Here is a 26,668-nt window from a genome sequence, read left to right on the forward strand (position 1 = left end):
CGTCAGGTGAAAAAGGGTTATACAAAACTTGCGATATGTTCAAATAGCATCGGAATTGTTGCAAAATTGTAATAATGAAATGCGAAAATAAGATTGAAATGTTTTCTTAATGTGATAAAATGGGTACTACATGAACAAAGATAGGGTTGAGGTGTATGAAAAAGCTGATTCTTGCCATGGTTGTGATCACCATGGCTTTACTCGTGAGCATATCCAATGAACAGAATACGATTATCGTCTACTCCTCCATGGAGCAATTCCGTGGAGAGGAGCTGCAGCAGCAGCTGAATGAAAAATTTCCGGATTTGCATGTCATGGTCATGTATGTATCCACCGCCAAGGCTGCGGCAAAAATATCTGTGGAGCAGGAGCAAAGCGATGCGGATATCGTCGTTGGTCTGGAAACCTCCTACATGGAGAAGATTAAGGATCAGCTGGCGGATATCAAGGGAAAGAGCCGTCTGCAGTATCTGGATGGTCTGGCACCTAAGGATCACGGCAATGCGTATGTGACCTGGGAACGACAGGCAGGTGCCTTCATCATCAATACGGATGTATTGAAAAAGCATAAGCTCAGCGAACCGAAAACCTATGAGGATCTGCTGGATCGCAAATATTATAATCTGATTGCCATGCCAGACCCGAAATCGAGCGGCACCGGCTATTTCTTCTACAAGAATCTGGTGAATACCATGGGAGAAGCAAAGGCTCTGGCATATATCGATCAGCTGGAATTCAATGTCAAGCAGTTTACGGAATCCGGCAGCGGACCGATCAAGCTGCTCATTCAGGGCGAGGTCGGCATCGGCTTGGGACTGACCTTTCAGGCGGTCAATCAGATCAACACCGGCTCTCCCTTTAAAATCATCTATCCCAAGGAAGGCTCGCCCTATTCTCTGACGGGCACCGGTCTGATGAAGCGTCATGCGGATGATCCCGATGTACAAAGGGTGTTTGATTTCATCATCAACGATTTCCTGTTGTATGATAAGGAGCACTTCTCACCGGAGGCTATCCTGAAGGATCAAAAGAATACGATACAAAATTATCCGACACACATTCCGTATGCCGATATGAACGGCATCGAGGACATACATGAAAAAGAAAGGCTGCTGGACTTATGGAAGTATTAGAAAAAGAAAAGCTGATCGTTCGCGATCTGTATAAAAATTTTGATGGCAAGGATGTACTGAAAACGATATCCTTTACTGTGCATGAAGGGGAATTTCTAAGTGTGCTGGGACCCAGCGGCTGCGGCAAGACAACGCTTCTGCGAATCCTGATCGGACTGGAACAGCAAACCAAAGGGCAAATCCTAATGGATGGAGAGGATATCTCCCACTTGAAGCCGAGTGAGCGAAATATGGGAATCATATTCCAAAACTATGCACTGTTCCCCAATATGACCGTACTGGAAAACGTGGAATATGCATTGAAGCTGCGTTCGGATAAAAAAGCGGAAAGCCGAAAGATCGCCTTACAGACACTGGAAGCGATCGGTATGAGCGATCAGATTAAAAAACGCCCCTCCCAGCTATCCGGCGGACAGCAGCAGCGTGTGGCAATCGCCAGAACACTGGCGCTGAATCCGAAAATCATTTTGCTGGATGAGCCGATCAGTGCACTTGATGTCAGCATGCGCGAGGTCATGAAAAAGGAGCTGAAGGACATTCAGAAGCGCTTTAATTCCACCATGATCTTTATCACCCATGAACAGGAGGAGGCATTTTATCTGTCCGATCGCATCATGGTTATGAGTGAGGGAAACATCGAGCAGATTGATACACCGCAGAATATTTATCACCATCCGGCAAACCAGTATATCATCGACTTCGTCAATGCGCATCTGGACGGCAAGCTGGAAAGTCTGTGTAAATGTACGGGGAAACAGGTCTATGAACAATAAACGCTATCAGGCCTCCCGTGTCCTCGTTGCCCTTTTTCTGTTTTTCTTTGTCATCTGTCCGCTGATTGCCCTGCTGGTAAACATCGATGCCAAGGATATTCATAAGGTACTCACATCCCCGCAGTTTCAGCCAATGGTGATCAACTCGCTGTGCACCACCATTCTGGCAACCCTGTTATCCGTATCCCTGGCCTTTGCACTTGCCTGGTTTATGAACCGTTCCCATATCCGGCATCGCTCTGTTTACACCATGCTGTTCACACTGCCGATGCTTATCCCCTCCATCTCCCATGGGATGGGGCTGGTACTGCTGTTCGGTGATAACGGCATCATATCCAATCTGCTGCATATGAAATTTTTCCTGTACGGGTATGTCGGTATCATTCTTGGCTCCATCCTGTATTCCTTTCCGGTTGCCTTTTTGATGCTGAACGATACCTTTCAATATGAGGATTACACGACCTATGAGGCTGCCAGTGTGCTTGGCTTATCCAAGCGCCAGCAGTTCTTCACCATCACGCTGCCCAATATCAAGGGGCCTTTGATCAGTGTTGTTTTCTCAGTCTTTACGATGATTTTTACCGATTACGGCGTACCGCTTGTCGTCGGCGGGAAATCCATCACCCTTCCGGTATATATGTATCGTGAGGTCATTGGACTTCTGGATTTTTCAAAGGGAGCCATTATCGGAATCCTGCTGCTGATTCCTGCAGTTATCGCTTTTGTCCTTGATTTGAAAAATGAAAATAAGGGCAGCAGCTCCACGGTAACGCGTTCCTATCAGATTGCGCCGAATGCGAAGCGTGATCGTATTGCCCATATTGTTTGTATCGCCACGGTTGTCTTTCTCTCTTTGCCGCTGATCACCTTTGCCGTGCTTTCCTTTGTCAATCACTATCCAACCGATCTTTCTTTGACACTGGATAATATTATACAGGCGATGGATCTCGGCGTTCGTATGTATTTGAAAAATTCGCTGGCGATTGCAATGCTGACGTCCATGGTCGGCGTCTGTCTGACCTATTTAACAGCCTTTATGACAGCCCGTAATGCATCGCAGCTATCCAGCCGCGTTTTGCATCTGGTGTCCATGATATCGCTAGCCATACCCGGTGTCGTCCTCGGTCTGAGCTATGTGCTCTTTTACAAGGGAAGCTTTCTGTATGGCGGCATTGCGATTCTGGTGCTTGTCAACATTACGCATTTCTTTGCCAATCCTTATCTGATGGCATACAATTCGCTTCAGCAGTTTCACAGCAATCTGGAGGATATCTCCGCAGCAATGGGGATTTCCCGCTTCCGTATGCTGAAGGATGTCTATATTCCCTGTACGAAGGGAACCATTGTAGAGATGTTCAGCTATCTGTTTGTCAATTCCATGGTGACGATATCCGCAGTATCCTTTCTGGCGAATTTCCGCAATATGCCGCTGTCGCTGCTGATACCGCAGTTTGATTCGCAGTCACTGATTGAGGCGACCGCCTTTATCTCTGTTGTGATTTTGCTTGTCAATCTGATTGTGAAGCTGCTTGTATATGTGGTGAAAAGGAAGCTGATCAAGGATCATGAGGCTTAGCAGGAGGCTTCCTCCTATGTATTTCGATATTTGCAAAACCGCTGTACTCTGCTATAATGATAAAAGCGCTGTAAAGAGGAGATAAATATATGAACCTTACATTAAATCAGTTTGAAACCCTTGTGTATATCGAACGCCATCAAAACGACAAATGCACCCAGAGAAGACTGGCAAAAAAGCTGGATCTTTCTCTCGGTGTCATCAATAAAACCCTGACGGAGCTGCAGGACAGCGAGGTGATCAAAACCAGAGGCAGCTCTATGTACGATGTTACCCTCAAGGGCTACGAGGTACTGGAGCCCTATCGCGTGAAGAAGGCGATCTTTCTTGCGGCCGGCTTTGGATCCCGCATGGTTCCGATCACCTTGAATACACCCAAGCCGCTTGTTCTGGTACATGGAAAGCGCATCATAGAAACCCTGCTGGATGCTGTCGTGGCTGCAGGGATCGAGGATATCACAATTGTGCGCGGCTATCTGGGAGAGCAGTTTGACGTACTCCTGCACAAATATCCGAAAATCAAATTCATTGAGAATCCGCTGTTTAACGAAACCAATAATATTTCCAGTGCCTATCTGATTAAGGATATGATGTGCAATGCCTATGTGCTGGAAAGCGATCTGTTGCTGTACAATCCGGAAATTATTCGCAAATATGAATATACGACGAATTACTGCGGTATTAAAATGGACGTTACCGATGACTGGTGCTTCTATACCCGAAAGGGCTATATCAGCAGACTTGCCGTAGGTGGCAAGGACTGTCATCAGATGGTGGGAATCTCCTTCTGGAATAAGGAGGATGGAGAGAAAATGGCGAAGGATATCGAAGAGGTGTTTAAAATGCCGGGCGGTAAGGAAAAGTATTGGGATGAGGTGGCATTGCGTGAAAAGCTGTCCAATCACAAGGTCATTGTAAAGCCTGTCCGTCAGGAGGATATCGTGGAAATCGATACGTTCAAGGAATTGAAGCAGATCGATCCTATCTATAATGTTTAACGAGAGGAATTTCACCAGGTAAAAAGCTTTCATTACGGTAAGGGATGCAGGAGGCTATTCCATGCATTGCATGCATCTGGAATAAGATGGAGCCACAATCGTCTTATGCGTAAAAAAGCCTTACCGAGGAACTTCCTTTTTCTCTGTTTCGGATAGAACAAGGAATATCCTGTGTATGGGCGCTGTAAAGCTGTACAGGATATGAAAGAGGAAAGGCTGTGTGCAAAATGAATCCTAAAATCTATGAATTTGATGCCGTGCTGCAGAAGGTTGATGGTATCGATGGTGCCTATATCGAGTTTCCGTGGGATGTAAAAGAAGAATTTCAAAAGGGGAGGGTCTGCGTACATGCGACATTTGACAATGTGGCGTATGATGGCTCCCTTGTCCGCATGCAGACTGTCCGCCATATATTAGGTGTGCGCAAGGATATTCGCGCTAAAATAGGGAAGCAGCCGGGAGACAGCATTCATGTTACCATACAGGAAAGAAGCCGCTGAGGAAGCAGATTCCAAAGCGGCTTTTATACGAATTCATCTACCGGAGCATAGCGTATCCGCTGCTGTGCTGTGGGGATACCTCCGTATACAGTGTGCCATTGTCCGTTTTCCAACACCTCATATTGGGTAAAGGCGCAGGGAAGCCCGTTCGCATGCAGAAAATCAGCACTGTCCATGAGCTGGAAATGAAGATGGGGGAACATGGAATTGCCACTGTGTCCGATGCTGCCGATAAAATCTCCTGCTTTGACATACTGTCCAACAGCCACCGCAATCGAATTCGGCTGCAGGTGACAGAAGGCGGCATAGACCGTATCCGTATACTGGATTATTACGGCATTTCCGCTGATTTCACATATTTCTTGGTCCTGCCTACGACGACTGTTTTTAAAAGCCATCAGGGCATCAGAGAAAAACCAGGCGCGTTTTCTTTCTCGGCAGCCATCCATCACATATACAACCCTTCCATCACATGGGGCATACACAGGCAATCCATAGCAATAGCACGAAGATAATGCGACACCGAATAACAGATACGAAAGGACATGGGAGCGATAGCAGGGATGTCCTCTTTTTTTCCAGTTCAGCTGCAGAAAGTCATAGGCGTATCTGGTACCCAGCGCATTTGTGCCATGACTGGGGATGCGGCTTCCCGGTGTATTGGGCGTATTCCATTCGCCAATTAACGGAAAACGCATAAGAATCGGCTTATTCATTGCAGGCATGGGGAGCTTCGGCTGCACTGTCCTTATACATAAGTCTGCGCAGACCCTCGAAAAATACATGTAAATCCTCTTCGACGGAAGAAAAGCTGAGCTCTTCCTTTTGCATTGTTCTGATTTTATCCAGCATCAGATCACCAAACCCTTTACAGGAGCAATAGAGAATCTGCATACATGCGGCTTCCTCCAGCTGCGATATAAACAGACTGTGATCATATTGTTCAAACAAATCGGTACAGTCCTTCGTCCTGCACTTTTTCAGCCTTTGTTGCAGGTCTTCATCAAATATCCGGATATCCATGCCCGCATACATTTTGAAAAAATCGAATACCCATGGATATGCATACAGCAGGCGCAGCTGTAACCGATATGCACCATGAAGCCGTTTGATTACATCCGGCTCTGTACAATCCAGCTGTCTGTAATACTCCTTATTGAGCAGATCGAAGAAGTATTCATAAACGAAGAGAAACAGCTGCTGTTTATTACCAACATAGTGAAACATAAGCGGCTTGGAAAGTCCGGCTTCCTTTGCGATTCTGTTTGTAGAAGCCTGCTCATAGCCGTACTCTGCGAATTCTCTCAATGCAGCGTTCAACAGTGCTGCTTTTCGCTGTTCCTGAAGCTGTGGCGTTATTGCGGACATATATATCCTCCTTATCTGTTTTTACCTGATAGGTCAATAACAGTATACCATCGTTTACCTAATAGGTCAATGCATGCTGCTTTATCCTACAAAATACGTGTTGCTTTATATAATTAAAATCACTATAAAAAAAACGTTTCAACACGGGTTCTTTCTCACTTTAGGGTGTATGCGAAAGGAAGACTTTCTTCTATTGATAACTTCAATAGTATGGAAGTCTCCCTGTTTTAAGTTTGCCTACCATCGAGTAGAACCTCGACACGAAATACTGTGGAAAAGCTTCTGTCACCTTGCTTTTAAAAAAATATAAACAATATCATGCTTCATCGAAATAAAACAGGTCTTCAAATTTCTGCTCGAGGGCAATACACAGGATGAGAGCAAGCTTGGCGGTCGGATTGAACTGGCCTGTCTCAATGGAGCTGATGGTGTTGCGCGAAACACCGACAAGCTCTGCCAGCTGTGTCTGGGATAGGTGCATAGCGGTACGGGCCTGCTTCAGCCGGTTGCGTAGAATCAGTTCTTCCTTCAGCATAACAGCTTCCACAGAAACAGAACGAGGAACATGAGAAACAGTGCAGTATAAAAAATGGAAAGAAATAGCTCATGCCGTTTTTTCATGAGGCGGTATTTTATAAGGAACAGTGTGCTTAGTATGCCGAAATAGATCAGCCAGCTTTCCATACTGACCTGTCCGGTTACAGCGACCTCCATGACTGCGACAAAGCAGCATAGCAGCATGCCGACCTGTGCTGCGATTCTGCTTGCTTTTTCAAGACTTTGCAGCTCCATAATATCCATGCCTTTGTTTTCATTTCTGCTCCTTGCGAGGATCTCTTCTTTATTCATAGGGTATTCCGCCTTTCTTGCCAAGTATACTTGGTAACTTAAGTATATCATACCAAGTGTACTTGTCAATATGAATGACAAGTTTTCTTGGTATTTTATATCTTCATTGTTTTTCTGCAATAATTCTGCTAGAATGCAGATAGAGAATTCATGTTGTTTTTACGATAAGGAATATACATGAATAAGGAGGCACCTATGAACTATTACGATCAGCATGTCCATTCCAGTTTTTCCTTTGATTCACAAACAGAGCTGTCTGACTATCTGAAGCATGCGGATGGCTGCTTTGTGACTACCGAGCACGTGGATTTGGAAAATTCCGCCAACCATTTCATGGATAGCTGGATGGACTATGACCGCTATTCTTTATATCTTGAGAATTTGCAGAAAAATACAGACATCCGACTTCTGAAAGGTGTGGAAATCGGCTGGCTCAGAAAACATCATGGACGGCTTATGGCCTGGCTGCAATGCAAGCAATTTGATATTATCCTGCTCAGTATACATCAGAACGGAATCTTTGATTATATGGATGAGGAAGCTAAAAAGCATGATATCATCTATATTCTGCGTTCTTATTTCCAGCAGATGCTCGATGCGCTGCGCAGTGGTATTCCAGCCAATGTTCTCAGTCATTTCGATTATGTCAGTCGCATACAGGATGTTGATACCGATACATTTCTCACCATTGCACATCCGTATATGGAGAAAATATTTCCGGAAATGATTAAGCGTGGCATTGCCCTGGAGCTGAATACCCGCAGTATGTTTCAGTATGGACAGCTGCCTTTATATGAAATCGTGGTGGACTGGTATATACAGATGGGAGGAAGGATGTTTACCATGAGCTCGGATGCGCACAAAGCGCAAGCCTATGCCTACCATTTTGATGAGGGAAAGGAATTTCTGCGGCGGCATGATATTTCAAAGCTGACAGTCTTTCAGGAAGGAAAGCCGATTGAAATTGCGTGGGAATAAGACCGCTATGATATGGAAGGTAACACATGCGTTCTTATATCATAAGGGATGTATCTTTGTGTAGTGTTCACGCATGCAGCAAATCATGAATACGTATTGATTGACTTTTTGGGTAGGGAAGCATGCGATTCTCATCCTATCAGGATGATAGTACGAATGCGGTATAGTAGGAAATGATGAAAACAGGCGATTTCATGCGGTTAAAAGAATCAGCATGAGAAATCTGTGTTAGCTGAAGAATCCCGTAGTTGTTTGGGTCAAACATAAGCAGGGTATAAGGAGAGCGGCAAAAATCAGTATAGTGCCGGCTCTTTTTTTAAACATATCCGATTCCTTGTTATTGCATTCTGGAGAGATGCAGAGTACTCATGTATAGCAAAAATGTAAACGACAGTTTCTAGGATAACTGGAAAAGACATGATATGATAGATCTATCAGGGAGGCGAGTTCATGTTTCATTTAAAAATGATAGAGTATAGAAAAAAGAATATGATGACACAAGAAGAATTAGCTGATAGATTAGGTGTCTCCAGACAAACGATTACAAAATGGGAGAAGGGAACGATTCTGCCGAGTTTGGAATATCTGATTGATTTGTCTCGGTTATTTGGAGTAACGATTGATCATTTGATTAAGGATGATGATTGTATATGTGAAAGTTCACATCAGGTTCACACAACAGCCCTTGCGGAATTTTTAGTAACTGCCAAGCGATCAACCTATGCGGCGCGGAAAAATAAAACAGAAGGGACAAGACAAGGCTCCCATGATTATATGTTTTCCAGAAATCCATATACATACCGAGACTCATTCTTTGGCGCTTCCTGTTTTTCCGGTCAGGAGCTGGTTTACAGGGATGCTCAGGCCTGCTGGAGTATGAATTATTACGGAACAGTTTTACATGAAGCCTTTCATGGTGATTTTTTGAAAGAGGCACTTATGCTTGTCGATACGCAAAGACCCTATAGGGGACCTGCTATGTACAGAAAAGGAGAATATACCTATATTTCAGAAGTAGAAGGAGACATCTGTTTATTTCAAGGTCATGAAAGCATATTTTATCAGACGCAGAAAATATATGAGGGCTGTTTTCACGGCGGAGTGATTCGATAGGGAAAGGCGTGATAAGCTGATTATATTAAATAATCTGATCCGGTATGATCTGTATCAAAATCAGTGACTGCACGCAGTTGGAAACGGAGGCAATTATGCAGAATAAATATCAGCAGAAATACACAGAGATATTTCAACAAATCGGAGACCACGCCAAACTGGTACTTGCGACTTCTCTTAACAACAAGGTTTCCGCTAGAACAATGAGTTTCGTCATTCTGGAGGGAAGCCTTTACTTTCAAACGGATAAAGGGATGCGTAAATATCAGGATATAAAGGGAAATCCAAATGTTGCATTATGCTTCTCCAATATTCAGCTTGAAGGAATTTGTGAGGAAATCGGACGACCTATCGAGCATGAGGACTTTTGCAGACTGTTTCAACAACACTTTCCATCGTCCTTTGAAGCCTATAGCCAGCTTCCAAATGAAAGGTTATTTGTAGTGAGGCCAACGTTCATTCAAAGATGGAGCTATATCAATGGATCGCCAATGATAGAAAGACTCTATCTTCATGAAAAGCAGTATCATGAAGAAGTCTATCTGAACGATGATTGAACGTATATGATTTGTAATAGTTACTGGGATATGAGCATACGGATATCATCTGTATGTCTGCCATAAGCCCTGCAGATAAAAAAACGCAGACTGTGGATTACGTTACTGTGATGTAATCTGTTTTCTACGGTTTTTTGTATATGTTCATATAGAGCCTGATGCAGAGGCTTATATAAGAGAACTGCCATAGCCGCCAAATGCATGACCTGATTGTGAGAAAGTGCAGTTTCAATGGCTCGTATTAAAACTGCAGCTCCGTAATAGAGCTTGTCTGGAATGCCTGATTACATTGACTATACCAGTGTAATTTCGATCCACCAGCGCTGAAATATGCAATTAGTGCTTTCTTCATCCTAACTCCTCCTTTATGATTGATATAAAGATTCATACGCCTTTACTATACAACTTAAAGTTCACTATAAGTCAAGTGTAAAATATAAAAACCTACACTGTAAAGAAGTTGATACGCGTTTGTAGCGATAGGATGAAGGTATTTTTACTATAAGAAAGAAATATGATACCCTATCTTTTCACGAATGTAGAAGCACGGACAGCTATGCTTTGAAGGTAAGTGATGCATATCCATGTACTGCTTTTTCATCATACTTGCTCCATGGCAGTATGTTTGCAGAGAAACTGTGTTGTACAAACAATCAAGAGTTAGAGGTTACGCTAGATCTCCTGCATTTTTCACTATGCTTCAGCACCATGCCTTCCTTCTTGGAAGTTGCTTCTACTTTCAGCGTTGTTTGAAGAACAGCATGCTATTCCCCAATCCAGGATTTGATTTGTCCCAGGCTGTGATAGCCGCTGACACTTCCCTGTATGGAGCCATTCTGCATATATACTAGTGTGGGAATGCTCATAACCTGAAACATGTCGGCCAGCTGAGGCTCTTCATCAATGTTGATTTTCACGATTTTCGTATGTTCCGCCTCCTCGCTGATCTGTTCGATGACCGGCTTCAGCATCTGACAGGGACCGCACCAGTCTGCATAGAAATCAATGAGGACAGGCTCTGTGCTGTCCAGTATTTCCTCTTCATAATTCTCGCTTGTTACATGTATTGTCATAATCATGACCTCCTTGCTTTATCTTACGCATAAAGCATACTACCGGCGAACAAAAACTTCAGTGACTTTATCACATTCCTGAAATATACAGCCTGTCCTACAGCTCCTGTACTAGGATAAGCGTGTAATCATACAAGGTGGGAAAAACAGTTTTTGAGGAGGCAGGTTTTTTATGCATTGACTTTTTCCGGCAGTGAAGGAAAAACGGCAGGGCGTATTGAATCACACTGTCCATCGTTCTATAATGGAGAAAGATACAAAAGGGTTCAGGTATGCATGCTTATACCAAGATTGTGAAGGCTTGCTTCCGAATGCATCTGTATACCTGAAAGGAGAGGAGATTTTATCATGGCATTTTATACGATTCTATTCAGTCCCTGCGGCGGAACAAGGCGCATTGCTGAAATACTGGAGCGTGAATGGAAGGAAGAACAACGTATCTGTATCGACCTTTGTGATCCACAGGTAACAAAAAGTCTTCCTTATTTTAAAGAGGATGATACCTGCATCATAGCTATGCCTTCCTATGGAGGAAGAGCACCACAAACAGCATTGCAGCGACTGCGTGTCATACAGGGAAATCATGCTTCTGCTATTCTGGTATGCAGCTATGGCAACCGTGCCTATGAGGATACTCTGCTGGAGATGAAGGAATGTGCACAGGAAAGCGGCTTTGTGTGCCGTGCCGCGATCGCGGCTGTTGCCGAGCATTCCATCATGCATCAGTATGGAGCCGGACGTCCAGATGCACAGGATACACAGGAGCTTACTGTATTTGCCCGTCAGATACGGGAGCATTTGGAAAAGGATGCGGCATGTGAGCTGCAAGTAACGGGAAACCATCCGTATAAGCCCTATAACGGAGTTCCGTTGAAGCCTTCTGCAAATCAATCGTGTATGCAGTGTGGGCAGTGCGCCGCACAATGCCCTGTACAGGCGATCCCGATAAAGCATCCGGAAAAAACAGACACAGACCGTTGTATATCCTGTATGCGCTGCATCGCTGTTTGTCCTGTACATGCCCGCAGCTTGAATAAGCTGTTGCTGGCGGTTTCTGTTAGAAAGCTGCATAAGGCCTGTGTGACTAGAAAGAGTAACGATTTGTTTCTGTGACAAAGTCACGGTAAAACGGCGGCTTCTTCTGTATACTGAATACAGGCAGAAGGAGGAGCTGTTTTGAAAAAAGCTTTTGTAGAAGAAAAAGAGTGTGTTGCCTGTGGAACCTGTCTTGTCACATGTCCCCGTCAGGCGATACACATTGCGCATGGCTGTTACGCAGTCATTGATTCTGTGCGCTGTGTAGGCTGCGGTCTTTGCAGTAAGGCCTGTCCTGCAAGCGTTATTGAGGTGCATACATGAAAAAGAAATGGTCAGATTATTTATGGATTGTATCCCTGCTGTATTTGTTTCTCGGTTTGTTTCATATTCTGTTTGCCTGGCTGGGACTCATTTGTTTTCTGGTACCGCTGCTGCTGGCTGTTGGAAAAGGAGAAAAGAGCTACTGTAATCATTACTGCGGCCGAGGACAGCTCATGCAGCGGCTGGGAAATCGGTTTTCTGCACAGCGAGCCTGTCCTGGATGGCTGAGAAGCAGATGGTTTCGCTATGGTTTCCTGCTGTTCTTTCTATCAATGTTTGCCAGTATGCTGTATATGAGCTATGCTGTTCTGCAGGGAAAGCCGCTATCCGCTTCCATCACACTTTTATGGACTGTGCGGATTCCATGGTTTGTAAAGTCCGGTGCACAGGACTGGATACTGCAGTTTGCATACGGCTTTTACAGTCTGATGCTGACAAGCACGATGCTGGGCATCCTCACCATGCTGGTGTATAAACCCCGGACATGGTGTGTATACTGTCCAATGGGTACCATGACACAGATGGTATGCAGAGTAAAAAAAAGGAAATTCTGATAAAAGTATGCTATGATAACGGTAATGATAGGAGTGAGTTTATGAAAAAAGCATTTCAGGTTGAAGGTATGATGTGCCAGCACTGTGAACAGCGTGTAAATAAGGCACTGCAAGGCATGGAAGGTGTTAGCGCCTGTTCGGCAAGTGCAAAAGACGGTATTGTCAATGTGGAGTATGATGCGCAGAAAATCAATGATGCCGCTATTATACAGGCAATCACAGACACCGGATATGATGTAAAAGGGTAAGGAGTGCAGCCTGCAGCTGTTGTCTGAATGGCTGCTGACTGCGTGTTCCTCCATATGATTTAGAAGACAGCGTCTTGTTTCAAAGACGTTTTTTTGTGCGTCTGCGTTTTGAAATTCGCAGTAGCGGTGGCGACACTGTCGTTTTCAATACTCGTATCAAACCGACGCTCACGGTTCCTTGCGTTTTTCGAATAGATGTAATAGCAGGTACCTCCCCATTTCATTACAGGATGCAGCATTTCTTCTATTGGAACATAATATTATGATTGCAGCCTTTTTCAGGATGTTGACCCTTTGTTTTATGGCCAGGCACGTATGGTATATATGTGGTAGAGGAGCAGAAGCAGGATGCATAGGATTATCCTTATAGTGTTTCTAGGGCATGGATATATCGGTCGCTTGGAAGCCTTACTTGCAGCTGTTGCGAATTACAGGCATCCTTATGTCTGTATGAATGGAGAAGAAAATCCAAATGCAATGGGTGAATATAGAAGCGCGGATACCTGACTTCAGAAGCAAGCTGGCGCAGACAGATGTTGAACAGTCATAATCATCATCAGAGCAGAAAAAAACTGTGCTGGCATTTGATGGTTTTCTGTTAGCTGAAATTTCATCATTTTGCGATGCACAGTCCTTTTGTGAGAGTGTATTTGTCGTATGGTTTATAGATGAGAAGAACCGCAGGAATGTCCACGTCCCTCATGGCTTCCGCAGGTATGTCCCTCACCGTGGTGAGAACACTGGATATTCGGATTGTATTGCAGATTGCCGTTCAGAAAGGAGGTAACCTGTGCATCTGCATCACCACATGCGCCACCATACAGCTCGATACCGGCTTCCGCAAGTGCATTCTTCGCACCGCCTCCGATACCGCCGCAGATCAGTGTATCCACCTGATTTGCTTTCAGCAGGGTGACCAGCGCACTGTGGCCGTTACCATTGGTGTCCAGGAGTCTGGTTGCTGTGACTTCCTGATTTGTAACCTCATAAAGCTTAAACATCTGTGTGTGTCCAAAGTGCTGGAACACCTGTCCGTTATCATACGTAACTGCAATTTTCATACTATCATCTCCTGTTGGTTTCTGTGCAAGGTTCAGCTGATAATTGCCGCCGGCTATCACCATTGCACTGCCTTCCATGAGAAAGCGGGAAAGCTTGCGTCTTGCCTCATTATACAGGGATTGTACGCTGCCTCTGCTGGTCTGCATCTGCTTTGCACATTCCTCCTGATTCCATCCCAGATAATCAATTAGACGAATGGTCTCATATTCCTCTACACTCATTTGGATATGACTTGCGGGAATCGGCTCATCTGTATGGATGAAAGCAGTATAGCTCGGTATGGAGGACACGCATTTTTTCTTGCAAGGTCGTGGCATTTTATCAGCTCCTTCTATGTTATCATACGTCAATTATTTGCATATGTCAATAATAATGCTGAAAATCAGCTCTGTTGTTATTTTGTATAAATAGCTGTAGCGTATCGGCAGATGCAGCTGTCAAAGCATTGCTGTTATTCGCACAGCATTTCTATGCATTTTTGTAAGCAGCTGCCAATGCCGCTTCTGAAATTAGTGCTGCCGATTTTGACATATACGGGATTCTGTATATGGAAGCGTAAGGAAGGCAGCGTTAAAATGAAGACAGGATAGGAGGAATGCCAAATGAAAAAGGGTTGGAAATGTATCTGTACCATTGGTGGAGTTGCTGCTCTATGTGCCGGGGCTTCCTTTGTGAAGGATTATCGCAATATGAAAAGGATGGAAAAGAGCCTGGATTCTCTGCCTCTGCATAAGCTCAAGGAAAAGCTTTCCGATATTCAGGAGGATAAAGAGAAAACCGTCCTGACAATACCGAAGGATATGCCAATGCTTGAGCGCTTGCGTGTGTGCAGACACGTACTGCATGGGAATGTCGGGAATCGGGATGCATGTAAATGATGAAGCAATCCAGAGATTTTGCACGTGTATTTAGTGAGAACTGGAACCGCAAGCTGAAATCGGTTAGGCTGCTTGGTGCTGTTGTAAGTCTTTGCATGCTGGTTTGCGCAGTTTTGTGTATGCATTCCGCAGTACCGATGCACCAGGCATTAAAGACGGCTGCCGCACTTGTGATAATTGCACTGGGAATGTATCAGCTGGTGGATTATTACTATATGCCGGTTCTTTTACGGGATGGGGGAACGCTGATTGGTGCTGTGCTGAATACGGTGATCGGTATGCTTCTGCTGTTCTCACCGGTGGAAATCACAGTATCAGTTTTTGCCTATATGTTTGGATTTCTATTGATGATTTTTGGTGTGAATAAAATCACCTTTGCCAATAAGCTGCATTTTTTTGGTATCTTTGATTACAGCTGGGTGATAGCAAGCGGAGTTATGAATATACTTGCTGCTGCTGTTTTTCTGATAATCCCGCTCATATCCATTGTGATGCTGAATACGGCACTTGCAGGCTACTTGGCTGTGGGTGGAATCACATTGCTTGTGGAAGTGGTTACCATGAAAAATATGAAGATAGAGGATGCTCAGGAATGAATGGGGACAGCCGCATATAAAGCATGACTGCATGCTTTAGGTCCTATTAACACAGATGCAGATACGGATAAAATCAGATTAGTAAATGATTCGCAGTGACTTCCACTTGCTGAAAATTAAACAAGGGATATAACAGGCGAAAAAGGAAAGGAATCAAGTACATTGTAAAAAATGAGCTTGATTCCTTTTGTTTATCGTATAGGCGGCAATGTGGATAGCTTTGCATATGCTGTGTGCTAGGCAGCGTATCATTTCCCACCTTTTCTGTAATATTGATACAGGCATCATGTCCAATGCAGAGGGGGGAGTCAAGATCACAGCTTTAAAATCTTTCCAATCTGCATGATGCAGCAGCACTGCTTCAACGGACATTTGTGATTTCGTCAACTGATTGTTATCAGACAATGCGGACTTCCACAGATGAATCTATTTAATGTTTTTTCAAATGCTTATATGCAGTTTTGTCATCTGTTCCAGCACAATCAAAATAAAGCCTTGTAAATAGAGTGAATTTCATCTCTTGAAAGAGGTATTGCACTATTGGAAAGCAGGCGCTGCTGGGATTCGATTACACTGTCTGTGAATCCTTTGATTTCACTTTCCTTCATACCGTATTCATGCAGCGGCTTTCGTGCAAGAAGCGTGGAAAACAGTGTTTCCATACAGGTAAAGGCATCCTCCATGGAACAGGAAAGAGCTTCTGAAAACAGTTTCTTTATATCATATACACTATATTTTTCCCGTGCTTCATATGTTTGGAATACAGCTGTGAAAAACTGATAGTTGGCTTCCCCGTGTGTTACATGGTAGATTCCCGATAACGGATAGCTGAGGGCATGTACTGCACCTGTACCGGTATTGCCAAATGCGATGCCCGCAAAGTTGCTGGCCTGCATGAAATCCCCTAACAGTCGCATGCGTGCATCTTCACCCTCTTTTGCAATAACTTGAAACCCATGTAGCAGCAGGCGAATAGCCTCCGCACTGAACATGCGGGTATAGGCATTGGATTTAGGGGATACAAAGGATTCACTCGCATGAATCAAAGCGTCAATGCCGCTTGTTACAAAATAGAAGAACGGCAGCTTGGACAGCAGCTCCGGAATCAGAACTGCCTGATCCGGATACAGTGCATCGACGGCCAGTCCCAGCTTGGTATGCAGTGATGTAAGCTCACAGATGGAAATCCGACTGACCTCAGAGCCAGAGCCGCAGGTTGTCGGTATGGCGATCAGCTCCCTGCTTTTTTCCGGTGTACATCTGTGCAGAAACATATCCTCAGCACTGGCAGTTCCTTCCAATACAAACAGCTTGGCACAGTCAATCACACTGCCGCCGCCGATTGCAATAATACGCTCAGGCTGTTTTTCCCGCATATCTTTCAGCATCGCATCCAGCATGCGATCATCGGGTTCTCCCTGACCATAATCACTGTGAAAGGCGATAGAAGCCCTACCGGTGGAATCGCGAAAGAATGCTTCGTAAATACTGCGGCTTGCTAAAATGTAATCCTTCTTTTGAAAGGTGAAATCCCTCAGAAACTCCTGTACCGTTTCATATTGCAGAATCTTTGTTTTTTGTTGAAATACGTCCATAATCTTCTCCTTTTTTCTCTTGCTATTATTGTAACAGCTTCTTAAAAAAAAGCATTGAAAACTTCACTTAATTTTCAAGGCACCATCATGAAATATCCGTTCACCTTTGCTAAACTATGACCGAGGTGATATCTATGAAGCAGGTTATACAGAGATTTGAAAAAAAATATTTGCTGGATGCAGATCAGTGCCGCAGCTTTGTAATGCGCATCCAACCATATATTACAGAGGACATTTATCCGGCAAGCACCATATATAATCTTTATCTGGATACGGAGCAGTTTGATCTTATCCACCGTTCCATTGAAAAGCCGCCCTTTAAGGAGAAGCTGCGCATCCGCAGCTATACACCGGTATGCAGTGAAGAGGAACCCATATATCTGGAAATCAAACGCAAATATGCACAGATAGTCTGCAAGCGCAGAATGCAGCTGAGCTATGGTGAATGCCGCAGGTTCCTGAACAATCCCAATCTGAGTGCCAGTCAGATTGAAAAGGAACTATCCTATACGCTGTACCATTATCAGGTGCAGCCTAGAATCTTTCTGGCATATGATCGTATTTCCTATGTCGGAAAACAGGAACAGCAGCTGCGCATCACGATGGACAGCCATATTCGAAGCAGGTTTGACCATCTGTCCTTAAACGATCACGAAAGCAATGAAGAGTTGTTTCACAGAGATATGATTTTGCTGGAAATCAAGGCTGAAAGGAGTTATCCGCTGTGGCTGAGCAGCGTACTTTCGGATATGCGGCTGTACCCAACATCCTTTTCCAAGGTGGGACAGGTATTTTATAAAAAAGAAAAAGGAGAACTGTTATGTTTACAAGCATCTTAAATCTGGAACAGGGTCTGACGATCCTAAACGGCGTGGTGTGCTGCATGAGTGCACTTGGTCTGGGACTGATCATTGCATGGTTTTATCGAAGACTTGGGTATTGCTCTCACAGCTTTACTGTCACACTGGCACTGCTGCCCGCTCTTGTGCAGTTTGTCATCATGATGGTCAATGGTAATCTGGGAACCGGAATTGCCGTTGTCGGGGCCTTTAGTCTTGTTCGGTTTCGCTCACTTCCAGGCAGCAGTAAGGAGATACTGTTCATCTTTTTCTCCATGGCAATCGGACTGGCAATCGGCATGGGCTATGTCAGCTTTGCGGCATTTATGACGATTGTTATCAGTATGAGTGCATGGCTGCTGTTTACTCTTTTGCAGCCGAACAATCTGCAGCTGTATAAGGAACTGAAAATCGTAATTCCCGAGGATCTGGATTATACAGAGGTATTTGACGATATCCTGCAAAGCTACTGTAAACGTGCGGAGCTTGTCCGCGTAAAAACGATACAGCTTGGCGCCATGCTGGAAATGACCTATCATGTGGAGTTGAAGGAAGTAAAACAGGAAAAGCATATGGTAGATGACATTCGCTGCCGCAATGGCAATCTGAATGTAATTGTAGCAAAAAGGCAGGCGATGCAGAATGAATTATAAAAAAGCCGCATGGATGTCCGCCTTTCTGGCCGGAGCACTTGTATTGGCAGGCTGTCAAAGTGATTCGGATACTGAGGACACCACGTTTGCCGTGAACACAAATACTTCTGCGGTGAAGCAAAGCAGCACTCTTTCTCTGGAGGCAGAGGACTACGATACGGAAATCAATGATGCACAAAAAATTTCACTGGATGAGCAAAGCGGTGATGTGAAGATAACAAAGGCCGGCACGTATCAGCTGAGCGGCACACTGAAGAACGGTTCTGTTGTCGTGGATGCCAAGGCTGCCGTTGTTCGCATTGTATTGGATAATGCTCATATCAGGAGTAAAAACAGTGCACCGATATATGTGAAGCAGGCAGATAAGGTCATCATCACACTGCCTAAGGGCACTGCCAGCTCCCTGAAGGATACAGCCTCCTATACTGTGGATGAAAAAGAAGAACCAAGTGCGGCATTGTTTTCCAAGGATGATTTAACGATCAACGGCAGCGGTACACTGAACATCACAGCTTCTTATAAAAACGGTATCCAGTGCAAGGATACGCTGAAGCTGGTAGATACAAATTTGAACATCACGGCAGAGAACGATGGAATCAAGGCCAGGGACGCTTTACTTATTTATAAAGGCAGTTACATGGTGCAGGCTCAGGGAGACGGCATTGTGACAACCAATGAAAAGGAACAGGGAAATCTGTGCATTGATCAGGGAACCTTTGCTATTGAAGCACAGCAGGACGGTTTACAGAGTGCCGGAGATCTTACGATTTACGACGGGGTCTTTACGGTTACCAGCGGCGGGGGATGCGTTAATAAGGTTGGCACCGGCTCCGCATTACAGCCTTGGGGAGAATTTGATGATCATGATGAAGCAGTCCAAAAGAGCCAGAAGGGAATCAAGGCCGCTAAGAATATGGTACTGTATAAGGGAAGCTATACCATCAGCTCTCATGATGATGCCCTGCATGCCAATGGAAGTATGGATATCAAAGGCGGTACCTATACCCTGTCAAGTGATGATGACGGTGTGCACGCGGATGATACGCTGACGATTCACAATGGCACAATACAGGTCAAACAGTCCTATGAAGGAATGGAGGCGAATACCATTCAAATCAAGGGTGGAGCACTTCAGATAAAAGCGAGTGATGACGGCATCAATGCGGCCGGTGATTTGGGGAATCCATTGCTTACCATAGACGGAGGAACCATTTATGTAGACGCTGATGGAGATGGGGTGGACAGCAATCAGGATATTGTGATGAATGATGGTACCCTGATTGTCATGGGGCCTGAAAGCGGCGGCAACGGGGCACTGGATTATGATGGCAGCTTTGCGATGAACGGGGGAACGCTGGTTGCAGTGGGAAGCAGTGATATGGCGATGGCTCCTTCGACCTCCAGTACACAGCCCTCTCTTATGATTCGTACAGACAGTACACAACCTGCGGAAACGATTTTGTATGTGCAGGATGAAGATGGCGAAATCATACTGGGTGTGTCTTCGGTGAAGGCATGGCAGAATGTGGTCATCAGTACGGGGACATTGAAGAAAGGGAGTACCTATGATATCTATGTAGGCGGCAGTGCATCCTCCGTGAAAAATGGTGTCTTTACAAACGCAAAGAGCGGTACGTTGCTGGCATCCATGACGCTGAATGATGTGGTGTCCACGTATGGAAATGCAGGTATGCTGCAGGGGCCGCAGGGAGACGGTAGGCATCCATAAATAACAAGCGAAGAACGCATCGTATTGCATAAGTACAGATAGTTAATCCTATGTATAGCTTATAAGTCTGTAAATAACAGCGCTGAGCTGTTCTGAAGAGAGCTTGTATTCATTTACTATGAAAAAAGAGCTGCTCAAACAGAGATTCATCTGATTAGGATATAAGTATAACAAAACAGGAAGGAGTATCGTTTCTAAGAATGTTAGGAACGATAGTTCTTCTTTTATGTTACAGTCCCTGTTAGCGAAGAAGAATCAAAAAGGAATACAGTCACCTTTTTTCATGTGCTACCTGTCTGTAAAAGACAAGATTTACCAGTTTTGATAAAAAATGAGATTTCCTTTCATCAGATGGACAAATTTCAGTTGTATATGCCGGAAAATGACTTTATAATAAGAATGTAACAAAAAAAGGGAATTTATACTCTTCATAAAAATATAATATACATAAACTTAGTAGAAGGGAGGAAGCTGAATATGAAAAAACACGGATCCATTAAACAGGCGATTGTTCTTGCAGCACTCAGTCTTCTGTTTTTTGCCTGTATTGCAGGATTTTATATCGATCGCATTCGGAACAGTCTGATTACAGATCTGAAGCATAATGTTCAGGAAATCTCCGCTTCTACTACAACCGCGATTGAAATACGGATTCATGATCATATGTCAACCTTGGAGAACATATCCTATATGCTCCAGAATGAGCATACCACCGATACGGAAAAGCTGCTTCAGGCACTGATGAGTGCCAGTGCAAACAGTGAATTTATGCGTTACGGCATTACCGATGAAAAGGGAAACTGTCTGACAACGGACGGAATGCAGTTTTATGTGGGAGACCGGGAATATTTCAAAGAAGCCCTGAAGGGGAAATCCTCCTTCTCCAATACCCTGCATGATAAAATCGGGGGGTATGATCTCAATGTGTTTGCCACACCGGTTCGCGCAGAGGATGGCAGTATCCGCAATGTATTGTTTGCGGCAAGCAGGACAAAGGATGTGGCAGATAAGCTGCTGATGGAAATTTATGACGGCAAGGGCTTCAGCTCCATCTGGGATGAGGAAGGAAATATCGTCCTTAATTCGAACAGTGAAACCGCCAGCAGGGCCGTACACAATCTCAAGCAGCTGAGCTTTTACGATGATTTCGGTACGGAGAAGCTGAAAAAACAGGAAAGCGGTATTGTAAAATTCAAGTCGATGAACAATGAAGACCGCTATCTCGCCTATGAACCGCTGGGCTATAACAACTGGTATGTGTTTTCCGTTGTTCCGGTGAGCGTTGTGACCAGTCAGATCAATAATGTCATTGTCATAGCGGCGGCTACCTGGTTTCTGGTAGCTCTGGTTCTCAGCGGCATCATATGCTATCTGTATATGTCAAGGGTGCGCAATGAGAAGAAAATTGACAAGGTGGTATTCTATGACGATCTGACTTCCCATTATAATTACAATAAATTTCGCATGGACGTTCAGATGCTGCTGGATAAAGGGCAGGCCGACAGCTATGCACTGATTGAGTTTGATGTCAGTGACTTCAAGCTGTTAAATGAATTGTATGGCTATCAGGGCGGGGATCAGCTGCTGATTACCACCATGCGGCTGTGTGAGGAAAACTGCAGTGCGGATGAGCGTTGTGCACGGATTTCCGCAGACCGTTTTATCGTCTTGTGGGAAATGCGTGATACGGATAGCATTGCGAGTCGTTATGCTGCTTTGATGGAAGCGGTTCAGGAGGATATGCGAAAGCAGCGCGAACAGTTTAAGGCTGATTTTTATGCCGGTGTATATCTGCTCCAGAATACGGATCGTGAGTTCTCTCCATGTCATGACCGCTGTATGCATGCAAAGATGCTTGGCAAGGCAGAAAAGAAACAGCGCTGTACCTTCTTCAGTGAAAAGATGTACGATACGATGCTGTATCAGAAGCGGCTGGAGGGGCAGATGGAGCAGGCATTGCAGCATAAGGAATTTAAGGTCTTTCTGCAGCCGAAGGTTACACTGCGTGATGATATTGTCCACAGTGCGGAGGCACTGGTGCGCTGGGATTCTCCGATATTCGGCATGATTCCGCCGATGGCCTTTATCCCGCTGTTTGAAAAAAACGGTTTTCTGGAACAGCTGGACATGTATATGATGGATGAAGTCTGTCAGCTCTTAAAGAAGTGGGAGCAAACGTATCCCTCGCTGCGTATTTCCATCAATGTTTCCAGAATGTATATCTTCCGCCCCGGCTTTGCCCGGCGTGTACTCGAAATTGTTGAGCGCAACGGCGTTTCCACAAAGCAGCTGGAAATAGAAATAACGGAAAGTGTGATTTTTGACCGCAGCTTGGAGCTGTTCGCCATTATTCAGGAGCTGCGTTCCTATGGGTTCCGTATTTCCATGGATGATTTTGGAAGCGGCTATTCCTCATTGAATATGCTGAAGGATATCCCCATCGATACCATCAAGCTGGATCAGGTGTTCTTTCAGACTAACCACGGCAATACGCAGCGTGCCAGAGATATTGTCGGCGGCGTTTTGAGTCTTGCGAAGACGCTTGGTATTCACAGTGTGGCAGAAGGAATTGAAGAGGCGGATGAGGTTGTGTTCCTAAAGGAGCATGGCTGTGATGAAATTCAGGGCTATTATTATTCCAAGCCACTGTGTGTGGAGGATTTCGAGGCCTATATATGCAGGCAGAATGCAGATAGATGATGTGTTACAGCAGGATTGTGAAAAAGGTTCAAGGCTGTCCGTGAATGGATTGCTTTGAACCTTTTTATGGTATGGCATTTTTTTAAATACCATATCACTGCGAATTGCAAATATCTGATAATACGGGGTCTATTGCAGGTCATTCACCTGCCTGATCCACGCCGCTGCACTGGCATCACTCGGCATGCGCCAGTCACCGCGCGGGGAAAGACAGATGGAACCTACCTTAACGCCGTCCGGCATTGCGTTTCGCTTGAATTGCTGTGTAAAGAAGCGACGGTAGAATATCCGCATGGTATCAAGGATAACCTTACGTTCTTCCTGTGGAAAGGCGAGCACTGCAAGCTTTAGTATCTTGGCAGGGGCATAGTGATTTCTCAGCATGTGGTAGAGGAAAAAGTCGTGATATGCATAGGAGCCGATGGCATCCTCCGTTATCTGTGCGATTTCATCATCTGCCTTCGGTGGCAGAAGCTCCGGCGAAACCGGTGTCGCACAAATATCATCCAATACATCCGCGATATCTGTTTTCTCTGTTTTTCGCATTTCCTGTGCATATGTTTTTACGAGATGGCGTACCAGTGTTTTGGGAATGGATGCATTGACACCATACATGGACATATGATCTCCGTTATAGGTACACCATCCCAGAGCAAGCTCGCTCAGATCACCGGTACCCAAGACAATGCCGTTGTATGTATTGGCTAAATCCATCAGAATCTGCGTTCTTTCTCTTGCCTGTGTATTCTCATAGGTGATGTCCAGTTGTTTCGGGTCATGCCCGATATCGTGGAAATGCTGCTCGCATGCATCATGTATGGAAATTTCTTTCACACTTGTATGCAGGGCAGCCATCAGCTTATGGGAATTGCCGCGTGTTCGCCTTGTGGTGCCAAATCCCGGCATGGTTACTGCAAGGATACCCTTGCTGTTGAGACCGAGCCTTTCAAACGCCATATGTGCTACGAGCAGCGCCAGCGTGGAATCCAGACCTCCGGATATACCGATAATCAGCTGTGTACAATTGATTTTCTTCAATCGCTGTGCAAGTCCGGCAGCCTGCATATGCAAAATCTGCATACAGCGTTTGCTGCGCTGTGCTTCCTCTCCTGGTACAAACGGATAAGGAGAGATGTCACGCATCAGCTGCAGCGGCTGCGTGATCGGGGCAGTTCGTATCGTAACCTCTGTATAGGTGCAGCTGTCCTGAATCTGCATCGCTGTATGAAATTTCAGCCGCTCACTGCGGCATTTTTCCAGGTCGATTTCCCCATAGAGAATGTGTTCCTCTTCCAGTATTTCGGATTCTGAAATGATGGTGCCGTTATCTGCGATGATGTCATGTCCGCTGAATACCAGATCGCTTGTACTTTCACTGACACCTGCCGAGGTATAGACATAGCCGCACATGTTTTTGGCGCTGTGCGTTGTGATTATCGCCTTGCGGTATTCGCTTTTTCCGACTGTTTCATTACTGGCAGACAGATTGACGATTACATTGGCTCCATGCCCGGCATGTCTGGTAGATGGGGGAATAGGCACCCAGAGGTCCTCGCACACCTCGGCGGCAATTACAGCGCCGCTTGTTTCATCATGAATCAAAAGATTCGGTGTGAAGGGTACAGACTTTCCAAACAGACTGATCGTATCCAGCATGCGCTGCTCACTGTCTGAAAACCACCGCTTCTCATAAAATTCATTATAATTCGGGACATAGGTTTTGGGAACGATGCCGAGAATATCATGCTTATATAGAAACGCTGCACAGTTAAACAGATGATTCCCCTGTCGAAGGGGAAGACCGACTGCAAGGATGGCTTCACTTTCATTCTCATCCCGCAGTGCTTTCAAGGCTGCCAGACAATCATCCAGCAACAGATTTTGATACAGCAGATCCTGACAGGTGTAAGCACACAGCGACAATTCAGGAAACACCGCAAGCCGTATATCGGGGCGCAGGGTATGCAGCAGTCTCTGCATGGTCTTTCGATTGGTCTCCACATCCGCAATCTGAACAGCAGGCGTAATACACGCAACATGAAAGTATCCGTAATTTTCCATAATATCTGACCTCACTTTCCTGTTTAGTATAAGCAAAAAGTAAGCAAAATACAATAAATTCATATATGGAAGGTGAATGCATACCTTGTAATGCAGTACAAAAAGCGATACAATGGAAACAGGAAAGGATTGTGAAACTATGCTTGTCCATTCGGACAAAAGAAAAAAGCGTACATCCAAACAATATATACAGCCGGGCCCGTTTCAATAGAGAAGGGTATTTCTTTATGGAAAAGTGAGGCTGAATAAACAATGAATAAAGAAAAAATGAATTATGAACAGCGTCTTCTGCATGTGACGGTCGCTGCGGGAATTCTGTTTTCCGTAATCGAGGTCATGATGGCAATCTATACAAATTCTCAGGCGGTGCTGATGGACAGTATCTATGACGGTGCGGAGGCTGTTGTCCTTGCGCTGATGGTCTTTCTTGTACCGCTGCTGTACCGCCCGTATTCGGAGCGCAAGCCATATGGCTACTCCCAGCTGGAGTCCTTCTTTTTGTTGATGAAGGGAGGTTTTCTGGCAGCTGTAACTATTGGATTGATCGTTGGTAATGTACAGATGATCGTTAATGGCGGTAATCATGTGGATCAGGGAATGATTGGCTGGTTTGAGCTGTTTCTGGCAGTGCTGTCCGCTGTCATACTCATCGCCTTACTGGTGATGAATCGCCGTGTCGATTCTCCTTTGATAAAAGCGGAGCTGCTGGGCTGGAAAATTGATGTGTGCAGCAGCATCGGTGTTGCCGCTGCGTTTCTGTGTGCCGGCCTGTTGGCCGATACCTCGCTTGCATGGCTGTCTCCCTATGTGGATCAGATTATCGCCATCGTCATTGCGATGATCATGCTGCCGCAGCCATGGCGTATGATGAAGGATGCATTTCGCAGTCTGATTCTGTTTGCGCCTGAGGAGGATGTAACACAGCGGATTCGAAGGCTGGCGGATCATGAATTCGAACGGTATTCCTATGAACCAACCTTTTATAATATCATACAGACCGGACGAAAGCTTTGGGTGGAAATATACATCCGCAACGATACCAATATGATCAATGTGACGCAGCTTGCGGCTATACAGAAGCAGCTGAGCAGCTCCCTGCAGGATATTTATGATGATGTCTATGTGGAAATCACACCGGATATCAAAGAAGCGGCAGGCTGATTCTCAGGTATATGTAATTTGAAAAACGGCTTACAGCATCCTCGCAGAAAGGTCAAGTGCAGGACAGCCTGAAAGTCCATCACTTTAGCTTATTCTAAAGGTGAACAGTATACTATCGTCAGAAAAGGAAGCCCCTGTACACAAGGACTTCCTTTTTCAAAAGACATCCTGTAGCGAATTGGGTTCTTTCTCGATTGCAGGTAAACGTAAAATAGGGAGACTTCCAACTATTGCAGTTATCAATACAAGTTGAAGTCTCCCCTTTTGCAAACACCCTAAAGTAAGAAAGAACCGCGAATTGCTGTACAGGATGTC

At 45.0% G+C, this 26,668-nt stretch carries 28 protein-coding genes; 19 read left to right on the plus strand and 9 right to left on the minus strand.

Annotation, left to right across the window (positions count from 1 at the left end):
• Nucleotides 1–155 precede the first annotated feature (155 nt).
• From KSZ58_RS15990 to KSZ58_RS16010, 5 genes are all read left to right on the plus strand, one after another.
• Nucleotides 156–1,133 carry an extracellular solute-binding protein gene (locus KSZ58_RS15990; RefSeq protein ID WP_009269436.1) on the plus strand — a complete coding sequence of 326 codons (978 nt, stop codon included), beginning with the start codon at nucleotides 156–158 and terminating at the stop codon, nucleotides 1,131–1,133.
• Nucleotides 1,121–1,906, plus strand: a complete 786-nt coding sequence (locus KSZ58_RS15995; RefSeq protein ID WP_008819009.1) for an ABC transporter ATP-binding protein — start codon at nucleotides 1,121–1,123, stop codon at nucleotides 1,904–1,906. Before KSZ58_RS15990 ends, KSZ58_RS15995 begins: the two co-directional genes overlap by 13 nt.
• Nucleotides 1,896–3,482 (plus strand): ABC transporter permease subunit, encoded by a 1,587-nt coding sequence (locus KSZ58_RS16000; protein WP_009269435.1) that lies wholly within the window; start codon nucleotides 1,896–1,898, stop codon nucleotides 3,480–3,482. Before KSZ58_RS15995 ends, KSZ58_RS16000 begins: the two co-directional genes overlap by 11 nt.
• Nucleotides 3,483–3,571: 89 nt before the next feature.
• Complete coding sequence (locus tag KSZ58_RS16005; protein WP_008819007.1) at nucleotides 3,572–4,480, plus strand: phosphocholine cytidylyltransferase family protein; 909 nt, start codon at nucleotides 3,572–3,574, stop codon at nucleotides 4,478–4,480.
• 227 nt (nucleotides 4,481–4,707) lie between these two features.
• The gene (locus KSZ58_RS16010) at nucleotides 4,708–4,980 is read left to right on the plus strand and encodes a DUF1905 domain-containing protein (RefSeq protein WP_009587848.1); all 273 of its coding nucleotides are present in this window, start codon (nucleotides 4,708–4,710) and stop codon (nucleotides 4,978–4,980) included.
• 23 nt (nucleotides 4,981–5,003) lie between these two features.
• Here KSZ58_RS16010 and KSZ58_RS23250 read toward each other — a convergent pair whose 3' ends face one another.
• The 4 genes from KSZ58_RS23250 to KSZ58_RS16030 form a co-directional block, all read right to left on the minus strand.
• Nucleotides 5,004–5,696 (minus strand): M23 family metallopeptidase, encoded by a 693-nt coding sequence (locus KSZ58_RS23250; protein ID WP_009269434.1) that lies wholly within the window; start codon nucleotides 5,694–5,696, stop codon nucleotides 5,004–5,006.
• On the minus strand, nucleotides 5,689–6,348 hold the full coding sequence (locus KSZ58_RS16020) for a TetR/AcrR family transcriptional regulator (RefSeq protein WP_008819004.1): 660 nt from the start codon (nucleotides 6,346–6,348) through the stop codon (nucleotides 5,689–5,691). Before KSZ58_RS16020 ends, KSZ58_RS23250 begins: the two co-directional genes overlap by 8 nt.
• A 316-nt stretch (nucleotides 6,349–6,664) precedes the next feature.
• On the minus strand, nucleotides 6,665–6,880 hold the full coding sequence (locus KSZ58_RS16025; RefSeq protein WP_035303272.1) for a helix-turn-helix transcriptional regulator: 216 nt from the start codon (nucleotides 6,878–6,880) through the stop codon (nucleotides 6,665–6,667).
• The gene (locus KSZ58_RS16030; protein ID WP_009269433.1) at nucleotides 6,877–7,197 is read right to left on the minus strand and encodes a DUF6442 family protein; all 321 of its coding nucleotides are present in this window, start codon (nucleotides 7,195–7,197) and stop codon (nucleotides 6,877–6,879) included. Before KSZ58_RS16030 ends, KSZ58_RS16025 begins: the two co-directional genes overlap by 4 nt.
• Before the next feature lie 195 nt (nucleotides 7,198–7,392).
• Between KSZ58_RS16030 and KSZ58_RS16035 the strand changes: the two genes are divergently transcribed.
• From KSZ58_RS16035 to KSZ58_RS16045, 3 genes are all read left to right on the plus strand, one after another.
• Nucleotides 7,393–8,175, plus strand: coding sequence for a PHP domain-containing protein (locus KSZ58_RS16035; RefSeq protein WP_002608378.1), 783 nt, complete (start codon nucleotides 7,393–7,395; stop codon nucleotides 8,173–8,175).
• Nucleotides 8,176–8,625: 450 nt separating this feature from the next.
• The gene (locus tag KSZ58_RS16040) at nucleotides 8,626–9,288 is read left to right on the plus strand and encodes a DUF5680 domain-containing protein (RefSeq protein WP_009269432.1); all 663 of its coding nucleotides are present in this window, start codon (nucleotides 8,626–8,628) and stop codon (nucleotides 9,286–9,288) included.
• 44 nt (nucleotides 9,289–9,332) lie between these two features.
• Nucleotides 9,333–9,845 (plus strand): pyridoxamine 5'-phosphate oxidase family protein, encoded by a 513-nt coding sequence (locus KSZ58_RS16045; RefSeq protein WP_224727260.1) that lies wholly within the window; start codon nucleotides 9,333–9,335, stop codon nucleotides 9,843–9,845.
• Between the two features lie 764 nt (nucleotides 9,846–10,609).
• Here KSZ58_RS16045 and trxA read toward each other — a convergent pair.
• Complete coding sequence (gene trxA / locus KSZ58_RS16050) at nucleotides 10,610–10,918, minus strand: thioredoxin (RefSeq protein WP_009269430.1); 309 nt, start codon at nucleotides 10,916–10,918, stop codon at nucleotides 10,610–10,612.
• Between the two features lie 348 nt (nucleotides 10,919–11,266).
• Here trxA and KSZ58_RS16055 point away from each other — a divergent pair, with 348 nt between their 5' ends.
• The 4 genes from KSZ58_RS16055 (at nucleotide 11,267) to KSZ58_RS16070 (ending at nucleotide 13,079) form a co-directional block, all read left to right on the plus strand.
• Nucleotides 11,267–12,031, plus strand: coding sequence for a 4Fe-4S binding protein (locus tag KSZ58_RS16055; RefSeq protein ID WP_009269429.1), 765 nt, complete (start codon nucleotides 11,267–11,269; stop codon nucleotides 12,029–12,031).
• Between the two features lie 63 nt (nucleotides 12,032–12,094).
• Nucleotides 12,095–12,277, plus strand: a complete 183-nt coding sequence (locus KSZ58_RS16060) for a 4Fe-4S binding protein (protein WP_040014021.1) — start codon at nucleotides 12,095–12,097, stop codon at nucleotides 12,275–12,277.
• Nucleotides 12,274–12,831, plus strand: coding sequence for a hypothetical protein (locus KSZ58_RS16065; protein ID WP_009269428.1), 558 nt, complete (start codon nucleotides 12,274–12,276; stop codon nucleotides 12,829–12,831). Before KSZ58_RS16060 ends, KSZ58_RS16065 begins: the two co-directional genes overlap by 4 nt.
• 41 nt (nucleotides 12,832–12,872) lie before the next feature.
• The gene (locus KSZ58_RS16070) at nucleotides 12,873–13,079 is read left to right on the plus strand and encodes a heavy-metal-associated domain-containing protein (protein ID WP_009269427.1); all 207 of its coding nucleotides are present in this window, start codon (nucleotides 12,873–12,875) and stop codon (nucleotides 13,077–13,079) included.
• Between the two features lie 59 nt (nucleotides 13,080–13,138).
• On the opposite strand, the gene KSZ58_RS16075 is transcribed toward KSZ58_RS16070, so the two are convergent.
• Entirely contained in the window at nucleotides 13,139–13,303 is a 165-nt protein-coding gene (locus tag KSZ58_RS16075; RefSeq protein WP_162232147.1) for a hypothetical protein, read from the minus strand.
• A gap of 438 nt (nucleotides 13,304–13,741) precedes the next feature.
• On the minus strand, nucleotides 13,742–14,458 hold the full coding sequence (locus KSZ58_RS16080) for a NifB/NifX family molybdenum-iron cluster-binding protein (RefSeq protein ID WP_008818993.1): 717 nt from the start codon (nucleotides 14,456–14,458) through the stop codon (nucleotides 13,742–13,744).
• A gap of 285 nt (nucleotides 14,459–14,743) precedes the next feature.
• Here KSZ58_RS16080 and KSZ58_RS16085 point away from each other — a divergent pair, with 285 nt between their 5' ends.
• Both KSZ58_RS16085 and KSZ58_RS16090 read left to right on the plus strand, forming a co-directional pair.
• The gene (locus tag KSZ58_RS16085) at nucleotides 14,744–15,019 is read left to right on the plus strand and encodes a hypothetical protein (RefSeq protein WP_008818992.1); all 276 of its coding nucleotides are present in this window, start codon (nucleotides 14,744–14,746) and stop codon (nucleotides 15,017–15,019) included.
• Nucleotides 15,016–15,615 (plus strand): HdeD family acid-resistance protein, encoded by a 600-nt coding sequence (locus tag KSZ58_RS16090; protein ID WP_009269425.1) that lies wholly within the window; start codon nucleotides 15,016–15,018, stop codon nucleotides 15,613–15,615. Before KSZ58_RS16085 ends, KSZ58_RS16090 begins: the two co-directional genes overlap by 4 nt.
• Nucleotides 15,616–16,097: 482 nt before the next feature.
• Here KSZ58_RS16090 and KSZ58_RS16095 read toward each other — a convergent pair whose 3' ends face one another.
• On the minus strand, nucleotides 16,098–17,210 hold the full coding sequence (locus tag KSZ58_RS16095; protein ID WP_009269424.1) for a 4-hydroxybutyrate dehydrogenase: 1,113 nt from the start codon (nucleotides 17,208–17,210) through the stop codon (nucleotides 16,098–16,100).
• Between the two features lie 134 nt (nucleotides 17,211–17,344).
• On the opposite strand from KSZ58_RS16095, the gene KSZ58_RS16100 reads away from it, so the two are divergent.
• From KSZ58_RS16100 to KSZ58_RS16115, 4 genes are all read left to right on the plus strand, one after another.
• Entirely contained in the window at nucleotides 17,345–18,049 is a 705-nt protein-coding gene (locus KSZ58_RS16100) for a polyphosphate polymerase domain-containing protein (protein ID WP_009269423.1), read from the plus strand.
• Nucleotides 18,031–18,702 (plus strand): DUF4956 domain-containing protein, encoded by a 672-nt coding sequence (locus KSZ58_RS16105; protein WP_008818988.1) that lies wholly within the window; start codon nucleotides 18,031–18,033, stop codon nucleotides 18,700–18,702. Before KSZ58_RS16100 ends, KSZ58_RS16105 begins: the two co-directional genes overlap by 19 nt.
• Complete coding sequence (locus KSZ58_RS16110) at nucleotides 18,692–20,431, plus strand: carbohydrate-binding domain-containing protein (RefSeq protein ID WP_009269422.1); 1,740 nt, start codon at nucleotides 18,692–18,694, stop codon at nucleotides 20,429–20,431. The genes KSZ58_RS16105 and KSZ58_RS16110 overlap by 11 nt, the downstream gene beginning before the upstream one ends.
• A 477-nt stretch (nucleotides 20,432–20,908) precedes the next feature.
• Entirely contained in the window at nucleotides 20,909–23,131 is a 2,223-nt protein-coding gene (locus KSZ58_RS16115; RefSeq protein ID WP_008818986.1) for a GGDEF domain-containing protein, read from the plus strand.
• A gap of 129 nt (nucleotides 23,132–23,260) precedes the next feature.
• Here the strand turns inward: KSZ58_RS16115 and KSZ58_RS16120 are convergent, their stop codons facing one another.
• Entirely contained in the window at nucleotides 23,261–25,192 is a 1,932-nt protein-coding gene (locus tag KSZ58_RS16120; protein ID WP_008818985.1) for an NAD(+) synthase, read from the minus strand.
• A 252-nt stretch (nucleotides 25,193–25,444) separates the two neighbouring features.
• On the opposite strand from KSZ58_RS16120, the gene KSZ58_RS16125 reads away from it, so the two are divergent.
• Nucleotides 25,445–26,353 carry a cation diffusion facilitator family transporter gene (locus tag KSZ58_RS16125; protein WP_008818984.1) on the plus strand — a complete coding sequence of 303 codons (909 nt, stop codon included), beginning with the start codon at nucleotides 25,445–25,447 and terminating at the stop codon, nucleotides 26,351–26,353.
• Nucleotides 26,354–26,668: the final 315 nt, after the last annotated feature.

Source organism: Erysipelatoclostridium sp. DFI.2.3 (assembly GCF_019132535.1).
Lineage (GTDB): Bacteria > Bacillota_I > Bacilli_A > Erysipelotrichales > Erysipelotrichaceae > Clostridium_AQ > Clostridium_AQ innocuum.